The 10,238-nt window shown below is 51.2% G+C and carries 7 protein-coding genes; all 7 read left to right on the forward strand.

Annotated elements, in window-relative coordinates; all coding sequences use genetic code 11:
* Positions 1 to 115 precede the first annotated feature (115 nt).
* A complete protein-coding gene (locus tag NATSA_RS13480) occupies positions 116 to 1,219 on the forward strand; it encodes an efflux RND transporter periplasmic adaptor subunit (protein ID WP_210513130.1) in 1,104 nt (367 codons plus the stop codon).
* Complete coding sequence (locus NATSA_RS13485; RefSeq protein ID WP_210513131.1) at positions 1,216 to 4,323, forward strand: efflux RND transporter permease subunit; 3,108 nt, start codon at positions 1,216 to 1,218, stop codon at positions 4,321 to 4,323. The genes NATSA_RS13480 and NATSA_RS13485 overlap by 4 nt, the downstream gene beginning before the upstream one ends.
* Positions 4,323 to 4,757: a fluoride efflux transporter FluC gene (locus NATSA_RS13490; protein WP_210513132.1), complete on the forward strand. Its 435-nt coding sequence runs from the start codon at positions 4,323 to 4,325 to the stop codon at positions 4,755 to 4,757. The genes NATSA_RS13485 and NATSA_RS13490 overlap by 1 nt, the downstream gene beginning before the upstream one ends.
* Positions 4,754 to 5,140 carry a fluoride efflux transporter FluC gene (locus NATSA_RS13495; protein WP_210513133.1) on the forward strand — a complete coding sequence of 129 codons (387 nt, stop codon included), beginning with the start codon at positions 4,754 to 4,756 and terminating at the stop codon, positions 5,138 to 5,140. Before NATSA_RS13490 ends, NATSA_RS13495 begins: the two co-directional genes overlap by 4 nt.
* 173 nt (positions 5,141 to 5,313) lie before the next feature.
* On the forward strand, positions 5,314 to 7,365 hold the full coding sequence (locus NATSA_RS13500; protein ID WP_210513134.1) for a GWxTD domain-containing protein: 2,052 nt from the start codon (positions 5,314 to 5,316) through the stop codon (positions 7,363 to 7,365).
* 166 nt (positions 7,366 to 7,531) lie between these two features.
* Positions 7,532 to 8,968, forward strand: a complete 1,437-nt coding sequence (locus NATSA_RS13505) for a GWxTD domain-containing protein (RefSeq protein WP_210513135.1) — start codon at positions 7,532 to 7,534, stop codon at positions 8,966 to 8,968.
* Between the two features lie 362 nt (positions 8,969 to 9,330).
* On the forward strand, positions 9,331 to 10,170 hold the full coding sequence (locus NATSA_RS13510; RefSeq protein ID WP_210513136.1) for a TonB-dependent receptor plug domain-containing protein: 840 nt from the start codon (positions 9,331 to 9,333) through the stop codon (positions 10,168 to 10,170).
* The last annotated feature ends 68 nt before the right edge of the window (positions 10,171 to 10,238 follow it).

The raw sequence follows: 10,238 nt of genomic DNA on the forward strand, positions 1-10,238 counted from the left end.
CGGCCGGCAAAACTAATTCCTTTCGTCAAGAAACCAATTGGAAGTGGCATGTGTTGTAAAATACATGCTGTAAATAAATCCACCTCCATTTGATAAATATCGGATGAACCCCGTCTTGAAAAGATCACTGTTTGCGGGCATTGTGTTGCTTGCAGCCGGTCTGCTGCTCTGGATCAGGCTTGACGCCGGGAGCCCGGCCGATGAGGAACAGGATGCTGCTCCCGAAAGAGACCGCAGCAGTGTAAAAGTAGATGCGTTTGTTGTCCACCCGGAACCGTTCCGTGAGACCGTAAGAACCACCGGTGAAATATTGTCCGATGAGGAAGTATACATCAGGCCGGAATCATCCGGGCGCATCACCGGAATACACTTTGATGAAGACAGCGAAGTGCAGGAGGGTGAACTGCTGGTTTCCCTGAATGATGCCGAACTTCAGCAGGAAAAACGGCAGGTAACCTATGAAATCAATCTTGCCCAAATCCGCGAACAGCGGCAGAAAGACCTGCTCCGGCGCAATGCCATCGCCCAGGAAGATTACGACGTGGTGCTCAATGAGCTCAATACGCTCAAGGCACGCCGGGATGCGCTGCAGGCACGCATCGACAAGATGGAAATCCGTGCACCATTTGACGGGATTATCGGGCTTAGGGAAATCAGTATGGGCTCTTATGTGACTCCCGAAAATGTGATCACAAGCCTGCAGAAAATCGATCCGCTCAAAATCGAATTTTCCATTCCCGAGCGATACCGGTCCATGGTCAGCCGCGGACTTGCCGTCCGGTTTCAGGTGGAAGGAAGCGATAACAATACCGAAGGTGAAATTTATGCCATTCAGCCGCGGGTGGACCGGGAAACGCGGACGCTGCGCATGCGGGCCACGGCACCCAATCCCGATCTGCAGCTTTTCCCCGGTGCGTACGCCAGGGTAGAGGTTGATCTGAGTGTCACCGACGATGCCCTGCTGGTCCCGTCCGAAGCGCTTGTGCCCGAACTGACAGGATACCACGTATTTGTCTATTCGGATGGAGAAGCGAAACAGAAGCAAGTGGAGCTCGGCACCCGGACCGACCGGAAGGCTCACATCCGCAGCGGACTTTCACCGCGAGATACGGTCATAACAACCGGACTTCTCCAGATCCGTGACGGTATGTCAGTGCATCTGGGAGAAACCACGGACGATATCGATGAGGAAATCGACGGGGAGGTCACAGGGTTATGAGTCTTTCAGCTGTAAGCATCCGCCGGCCGGTGCTCGCTTCGGTAATGTCGATTGTGATCGTACTTTTTGGCATCCTGGGATATAACAGTCTCGGCGTAAGGGAGTATCCCTCCGTCGATCCGCCGATTATTACCGTTCAGACCAACTATGCCGGTGCCAATTCCGAGGTTATCGAAGCTCAGATAACCGAACCTCTTGAGGAGCAGCTGAATGGTATAGCCGGTATCCGTACCATGACCTCCGTAAGCAGGGAGGGACGCAGCACCGTAACCGTTGAATTTGATCTGGACATGGATCTCGAAGCCGCAGCCAACGACGTGCGTGACCGGGTATCGCGTGCCGTCAGGCAGCTGCCTCCGGATGTCGACAATCCCATTGTCTCAAAAGCCGATGCCGACGCCAGTCCGATTGTCTTTCTGAATGTGCAGAGCGACTCTCACAACCTGCTTGATCTGAGCGACATCGCCAATGTTTCCTTTAAAGAACGGCTGCAGACAATTCCGGGGGTGAGCGAGGTGCGCATCTGGGGAGAAAAAAAATACTCCATGCGTCTGTGGCTGGATCCGGTAAAAATGTCAGCCTACAACATCAGTCCGGTTGATGTGCGTGATGCCCTGGACCGTGAGAACGTAGAGCTGCCCTCAGGGCGCATTGAGGGGTTCTTCTCGGAGCTTACCGTACGCACGCTCGGCAGGCTGGAGACGGCCGAAGAATTTAACCGGATGATCATCAAGGAGAATGACGGAACGGTTGTAAGGCTTGAAGATGTCGGCAGGGCCGAGCTTGGCGCCGAGAACATGCGCACCATACTGAAAAGGGATGGCATCCCCATGGTTGGAGTGGTGCTGATCCCCCAGCCGGGCGCCAACAACATTGCCATTACCGACGAATTTTACAAGCGGGTCGAGGAGATTGAAGCCGATCTTCCCGAGGGCATATCGACCGGTATCGGGTTTGACACAACCGAATTCATCCGCGACTCCATAGGCGAAGTGCAGCAAACGATCATCATAGCGTTCTTGCTGGTGGTCATGATCATTTTCCTGTTCCTGCGCGACTGGCGGACCACCATAATTCCGGTTATCGTCATCCCCATTGCCATTATCGGCTCATTCTTTATCATGTTTGTGGCCGGTTTTTCGATTAATGTGCTGACCCTGCTCGGACTGGTGCTGGCAATCGGACTGGTGGTTGATGATTCCATTGTGGTGATGGAGAACATCTATGCCAAAATTGAGCAGGGCATGGAACCGACAAAAGCGGCACTCAAGGGGGTCGGCGAAATATTCTTTGCCGTCATATCCACCACCACTGCACTGGTTGCGGTGTTTATGCCTGTCATCTTTCTTGAAGGTCTGACCGGACGGCTGTTCCGTGAATTTGGTGTGGTTATGGCCGGAGTGGTCATCATTTCATCATTTGTGGCGCTGACGCTATCGCCCATGCTGTGCTCCCGCATACTCAAGCAGCGGAAGAAGAAAAACATTCTCTACCGGGCAACAGAACCCTTCTTCTCCTGGCTGAACAGGATTTACCGCGATTCACTCAACACCTTCATGAAGGTAAGGTGGATGGCCTTTGTCATCATGGCCCTGGCCGGTGCCGGAATGTTCCTGTTCTGGACACTGCTGCCCTCGGAACTGGCGCCGCTGGAGGATCGCAGCAGGGCACGTGTAAGTGTTTCCGGTCCCGAAGGAGTGACGTTTGAATACATGGATCACCACATGGATCGTATGATCAGGGGTGTTCAGGATGAATTTTCGGAAATCGATGCCATTATATCGGTGACATCGCCCGGTTTCGGGGCGGCAAGTTCGGTCAACTCCGGCTTCATGAACGTGATACTTTCCGACCCGTCTGACCGTGACCGCTCACAGATGGAAATTGCAGACCGCATGACCGAATTCCTGCAGGATTATACAGCAACACGCAATTTTGTGTCGCAGGATCAGACCATTGGCCAGCGCCGCGGAGGGCTGCCGGTGCAGTACGTACTTCAGGCGCCCAACTTTGAGCGGCTTGAAGAGATGCTGCCGAAGTTCATGGATGCTGCGTCCGAACGATCTGAATTTGCGGTGGTCGATGTAGATCTGAAATTCAACAAGCCGGAAGTGGAAATGGATATCGACCGTGACCGGGCCCGGCAAGTCGGCGTTTCGGTCCGTGACATTTCTGAAACCGTGCAGCTTGCCCTGACCGATCAGAGGCTCGGATTTTTTATCATGGACGGCAAGCAGTACGAGGTTATCGGTCAGCTGAATCGTGAAAGCAGGGGATCTCCCGAGGATTTGCGCAATCTTTATGTCCGGACAAGCAACAACTCCCAGATCCAGCTCGACAACCTGGTCTCGCTCAGTGAGCGTAGTGCACCGCCCCAGCGTTTCCGGTTCAACCGGTACGTCTCCGCTACGATATCGGCCGGAATGGCTCCCGGATACACCCTTGGTGACGGTATTGATGCCATGGACGAAGTAGCCGGAAGTGTGCTGGACGAATCATTCCGGACCGACCTGGCCGGTCCCTCCCGTGATTTTGTCGAAAGTGCGGACAGCCTGTTTTTTGCCTTTGTTCTGGCAATTGTTCTCATTTATCTGGTGCTCAGCGCTCAGTTTGAAAGTTTTCGTGATCCATTCATCATACTGTTCACAGTTCCCCTGGCGGTCTTCGGTGCATTTTTTACGCTCTGGTACTTTCAGGAAACGTTCAACATATTCAGTCAGATAGGTATCATTATGCTGATCGGACTGGTATCAAAAAATGCCATTCTGATTGTGGAATTTGCAAATCAGAGAAAAGCACAGGGCATGGAACTGATGGATGCCATTACGGATGCCGCTGCCGTTCGTTTTCGTCCTATTCTTATGACCTCCCTGTCCACGGTGCTCGGCGTGACCCCGATCGCACTTGCCCTGGGAGCCGGTTCGGAAAGCCGTATTGCGATGGGCCTGGCAATTATCGGAGGACTGATTTTTGCAAGTATTCTGACCCTTTTTGTTATTCCTGCCATCTACTCTTACCTTAGTTCAGCCACCACTGCGGCGGATAATCGTCCGGAAGTGGCGTCACCAGAAAGCAAACAGGCTGAATATGTGACCGGCAGGTAATGAGCAGCACCGGGGGAAAAAAACATCATGCATTTCAAAATTTTCTGATATGGCCGGCCGTGGCCCTTGGAGGTGCTGCGGGCGCGCTGCTCAGGTTCAGCTGGGTTACCCTGTTTCCATATACAAACTCTGACTTTCCCTGGGCCATTTTCTCAGAAAATATTCTCGGGGCTTTCCTGCTCGGATGGTTCCTCGCCATTTTTACCGGTAAAACAGGCAATCAGAGGTATATCCGCGCTTTTTTCGGCACCGGACTCATCGGTTCATTCACCACATTTTCCGGCATTACCATTGATCTGGCCGCATTTGTGCAGCAAGGCATACTATTGATGCCGGTGGTCTACATCACCCTGAGTGTCCTGGCCGGATTGCTTGCTGCATTTGCCGGAATATTTGCCGGCAAACGGACAAAAACAATATTGAAAGTAAAATGACATACGATATCACCGGAGAATTGCTGATCAGTCTTGCTGCTGCCGGTGCGCTTGGCGCACTTCTGCGGTATGCATTCGACAACCTGGTTCACCGGCTTTATACAACCAGGTATCCTTCCGGTATTCTGCTGGTCAACCTGAGCGGAGCATTTTTTGCCGGATGGCTTGCCGCTTCAGCTGCCACCGGGCTGGTCACCGAACAGCAGCACATTATCCTGGCTGTCGGATTTGCAGGATCATACACTACCTTCTCCGGGTGGATGGTGCAGACAGTGGAGCTGGCGCTTGCCGGTGTGTGGGGCCAGGCGTTTTCCAATATCATGCTGCATGTTGTTTTCGGCTGGTTACTGACAATGGCCGGATTGTGGCTTGGAGCAGGATGAAACGGCTTCACCTGCGGATTGAAAAGCCATTTGACCGGCGTGCAATATGAAGAAGTCGTCTTGTTCGTTGTAGAAAAAACGATAGCGGGGTTTTTGCGGTTTTTAACCCGGGCATGGCGGCGTGCAATCATGCCGCTTGCACCATACGGCCGTATTTCCGGCTGAAAATGAATATGACTGGCAAAATACAGACTTCAGGCAGCTTCCTGGCGGGCATGGCTTTTGCTGTGATACTGGCGATTGCTCCTTTTCAGGCCCTTCCGGCGCTCAACCCGGCGGATACCGTATCATCCGGACTGCATAACCCGGACAGGTCGATGGCCTATGACGCCGATGCCTTCACACTTGGTATGAACCTGCAGAAGGCCGTCAGCAAGTCAGCTGCCTTGCAGTACTGGGAATCGAACTACAGGCTTGTCGGGAAATCCGGAGAGGCTGACCCGAGAATAGGATTCCGTTTTGTTGAATGGGCGGCCGGGCTGCCCGAACCCGAACGTTTCGAAATTGCTTCTGAAATTTTTCACAATTCCCTGCAGTCATCCTTCCCAGAAGAGTATTTCGAAGAAACCAGACGTCAGGTACGTTTTACGGAACCCTTGCTGGAACGGAACACCCGAAGAAAATGGCATAAGCTCCTTGACGACAGAGACGAGCAGCTCTTCACGGAAATCCGCACTTTCTGGAGCCGCAAGAACGCAATTCCATCCACAGATGTCAATGAACGGCTTATCGAGCACTGGCAGCGTATACACTTTGCCCGGGAAAACTTTACGGAAAATGATGAAACAGTTTACGGAACAGATGAAAGGGCGCTGATCTATGTACGATTCGGCCCGCCTGACCGCCACCGCAGAGGAACATTGTCATACAATCTGTCGGAAATCCGCAACAGACTATATGACCTGGTTGAGGTTGACCGGATCCACATCAATCAGATATACACCCTGCAGATGAATATCATCCAGAACTTTTCGCCGGGCTGGTATGAGTACTGGCGATATAACCGGATCGATGAGGAGGGGCCGATAATCTATATTTTCGGGCGCCCTGGTGGTGGTGGCAAATTCCAGCTACTGGACAGTCTGGAAGAATTTATACCTCCGAGCGGATATCGCAGCGTCGTTATCGGTGACCGGGGAACGCGGTCGGCACTTCGGGCCGGCTATTTCCTGCAAATGATGATTTACAACGAAGTCTCCACCCTGGACGAGTATTTCGGTCAGCGGCTCATGGAGTATGAACGCCGCTGGAACCAGGTCATATTTCAGTCAAATCAGGACGGACAGTGGCTTGGGGACTTGCTTTCTCCGAACCGCGCTGCCAATGATATGAGGCGGATGCAGGACCGGGCACCGGAATCCGTCAGTGATATTGAACGCAATGTCATGCAGTATCCGATATATCACCGGGAGTACCGCTTTATTGATGCCGAAGAGGGGCCGGTTTCTTTACTGCTCATGAATCCATCACCGGAAATTGTAGCTGTGACCGATATGCTGCATGAGCAGCTAAGAGACGGCGCAACCGGCTATCAGCTGAAACAGGGGTTCAACATCTACAAGGATGATGAGCGGGTGGAACGGAACACAAGCAGCGTCAATCGGGGACCGGATGAAATTACCGTTGCAGATGCTTCCGTATACACTGCAGAAACGGTCAGAAGTTCAGATGAAGACGTTGAAATCGAAGTGTTTTCCGAGTTGTATGTCCGCCCCGGACGCGGACCCGGACAGTTGCAGAGCAACGCGCTGATCGGTATGAACAGAAAGTGGACCCGCATGCAGGAACCGCTGACCGACAACGGCAATCTGCTTATGAGTGATCTTGTGCCGGGGAGCACGGGCCGGTTTTCTGTGCCGGTCCGTTCCGTTGAAATGGGCGTGCTGTCAGGAAAATCGGTCCCGCTGTCGGAAAGCATCCAGATATATTTTGAAGTGTATAATCTTCAGAAGGACGAACAATCCGGAGAATATCGCTATTCAATTACCTATCAGCTCGAGCCGCAGAGACGGCGGAGCTGGATTCCCTGGAGAAGAAGCTCCCATGAAGTCTCTCTGAGCTGGGATGCAGCTTCCTATCATCCAAAAGACTATCAGTTTTTTGATGTGGATCTAACCCATGCTTCCTCCGGGGACCACATTCTGAGAATTCAACTCGAAGACCTTGCATCCGGACAGACGAGCGAAAGAGAAATTGAGATTGAACTTGTTGAGCCGGGTGATTAGTATCCGGAAGAACCGGCAGTCAATTTTTCAAGCCGGGAAATGATTCAGGGCATCGGCTGGTTATATATTTGCATAACCGGATACAAATCTGTTTTTTAGTTTTAACGGAACGTTAATTTACCAGAGCCCACAATACCAAGCTACCGGACAGGCCGTTACATTTTTGATGGTACTTCGCTACTACATAATACCAATAGTGCTCATAGCAGTCGCTCTGGCCTGTTCCCGGGCATTTGATCCGGAAATCCGGACCGGCGCCCATCCCCACCTTACAGACGGCAAGCCCGAAGTAATGCTGTCAGCCATCGCTTTTCTTGATGATGAGAATCATCCGGTCATTGATGTAGACCTTGATATTGTCTACGGAAGTCTCATTTACCGTGAGAGAGACGGTGAATTTCAGGCTGGTGTGGGAATACAGACGGAAGTATTCCGGGTTATTGATGAGTCCGATGATGAATTTGAGCGTGTGGAAGTACGCGATAAAGACATTGATGTCGCAGACGATCACCATTCGGTTACCGACAGCGGCAGCACGTTCTCACACAATGAACGGATTCGTGTCAGGCCCGGTGATTATGTCGTTGTTGTCCGTGTGACCGATAAGAATTCAGATCAGTCAGTCCACAGGCGATCCAACGTCAGTGTTCTTGATCCTGATAGTGACCAGCCTAATCTTACTCATATCAAGACATTCGGATCCGGGAAAGATTTCAGGGACCGGGAACTGCCGCTTACCACCTACAATATACCCGGCAGGGTCGATTCCATCACGTTTGAATTCCAGGTCACCCGGCCGGAAGAAATCGAGCCGGTTGCCGTTCGTATGCGACTGAAAAAAATAGCATCCGATACAGTACCGCCACGGCCAATGTCCGGTATCACACCTACAACAGGGTCCCTGCAATATCGTGGTATCAATTACAACCGGACTGAAACACTCGAAAGCCAGGAGCGGATTCTGCGCGAAGAAACCGGTACCATTACCATTGAATACCGGACAGCCCGTCCTGCCCGAGGCAATTACCGTTTCCAGGTCGAGTTGGTGGAAGAAGACGGGGATGATGCATTTATGTACAAAGCCCGCGATTTTGCTTCTATGAGTGAGAACTTTCCCAACATCAAAAGCTACCGTGAGCTGGCCAAGCCCCTTGTCTATCTGATGCGGCGCAGTGAATACAGGGATCTCATGGAAACCGAGTCAAGGGACACGCTTAAGCATAAAATTGACCGGTTCTGGCTTTCCAACATCGGCAACAAGGAAGAGGCAAGCCGGGTCATTGAAAAGTATTACGAGAGGGTGGAAGAGGCGAACAAGCAATTCTCAAACTTCAAGGAGGGGTGGATGACCGATATGGGGATGGTCTATATACTCTTCGGGCCACCCTGGTATGTGGAACGGTCACTGGACACGATGGTGTGGATATACGGCTACAACCGAAGTGACCCTCGAAGGGTATTTCAGTTTCGCCGGACTCGTGTTGCAAGTGACGCACGACCGTTCGAACATTATATTCTGCAGAGACGCAATGAGTACCACAGTGTGGAATATGAACAGATTCAACGCTGGCTCTCCGGTACTATATTAACACGGCCTATCTGATTGTAAATATTGTAATTATAAGACTCCCCCCGAAGCCTGACATCTGCTTCTTTAGACAAAGCTGTAACTTCAGAAGTAATAATTGTTAATTACAGTAAAAAAATATTTGCATTATTTTCATTTATAACCAATCTTTGTAGTTGTCAGGCTGAACAGCACTTAGAAAGCGTGGTGATTCAGCCTTCCTTACTCATAAATGATTGATAAATGCTTTTTTGCGTTTATTTTGATTAAATGAAAACGGGTTTTGGGTTACGATTTCATGCCGGGAGAAATAATGTGTATTTACATTTTATGACTTCCGTCTTTACATCTGTGGCTTATAACCCGCCGTCATCAACAAAAATAAATTGAGGTCGTATATGTTCAGAAAGGTACTACTGTCCCTGACCTTCTGCCTGATAGCCGTGCCGTTTGCCATTGCGCAGACTGGTACTTTAACCGGTGAGGTTACCGACTCCCGGTCAGGCGAAGTGTTGGTTGGTGTCAATATATTTGTGGAAGAGCTCGAACGCGGAGCAGTCACAAATATAGACGGACTTTACAGCATTGAAAATATTCCTGTCGGGGAATACAATTTGCGAATCACTTATGTGGGTTACACGGTCATTGAAGAACAGGTAACCGTCACAGAAGGTGAAAATGTCATGGACTACATGATGGTCCCCGATCTTATCGGATTGGATGAAATGCTCGTAACCGGTCAGCAGATCGAGCGTCAGGCTCGCTCACTTGCCTACTCGGTATCCAGAATATCCGGTGAGGAAGTAGCCCGTGCACGTGAATCCAACTTTGTGGATGCACTGGCCGGAAAAATCCCCGGTGTGGACATCCAGAGCCAGTCAGGCAATATCGGTGCTTCGTCACGGATTACTATTCGTGGTATTTCTTCGCTGACTGGAGCCAATCAGCCTTTGTTTGTTGTTGATGGTGTACCCATTTCCAATTCCAACATTGTTGAGGGGACCAGCCAGGACCGCCTTACCGGAGCCATTGATGTCGGAAACCGTGCCGGTGACCTCAATGCAGACGATATTGAAGATATTACGGTACTGCGTGGCGCAGCCGCCGCTGCTCTTTACGGACAGAGAGCTCGTAACGGTGTGATTCTGGTGACTACCAAGCGCGGTTCCGAAGCACGCGGACAAACCGTTACAGTTAATGTCCCCTCCGGGGAATGGGAGAAAATCCCTCGCCTTTAGGCGAAGACTTTAGTATGCTTGCGGTATTATGGAAAATTACCGCAAAACATCTCATAGCGTTTACGATA

This window comes from Natronogracilivirga saccharolytica, assembly GCF_017921895.1.
In the GTDB taxonomy this organism is placed as follows: Bacteria; Bacteroidota; Rhodothermia; order Balneolales; family Natronogracilivirgulaceae; genus Natronogracilivirga; species Natronogracilivirga saccharolytica.

Bases quoted from the DNA above. Each gene is read 5' to 3' on its own strand.
- NATSA_RS13485 (WP_210513131.1), top strand. From the start codon at position 1,216: ATGAGTCTTTCAGCTGTAAGCATCCGCCGGCCGGTGCTCGCTTCGGTA.
- NATSA_RS13490 (WP_210513132.1), top strand. From the start codon at position 4,323: ATGAGCAGCACCGGGGGAAAAAAACATCATGCATTTCAAAATTTTCTG.
- NATSA_RS13495 (WP_210513133.1), top strand. From the start codon at position 4,754: ATGACATACGATATCACCGGAGAATTGCTGATCAGTCTTGCTGCTGCC.
- NATSA_RS13500 (WP_210513134.1), top strand. From the start codon at position 5,314: ATGACTGGCAAAATACAGACTTCAGGCAGCTTCCTGGCGGGCATGGCT.
- NATSA_RS13505 (WP_210513135.1), top strand. From the start codon at position 7,532: ATGGTACTTCGCTACTACATAATACCAATAGTGCTCATAGCAGTCGCT.
- NATSA_RS13510 (WP_210513136.1), top strand. From the start codon at position 9,331: ATGTTCAGAAAGGTACTACTGTCCCTGACCTTCTGCCTGATAGCCGTG.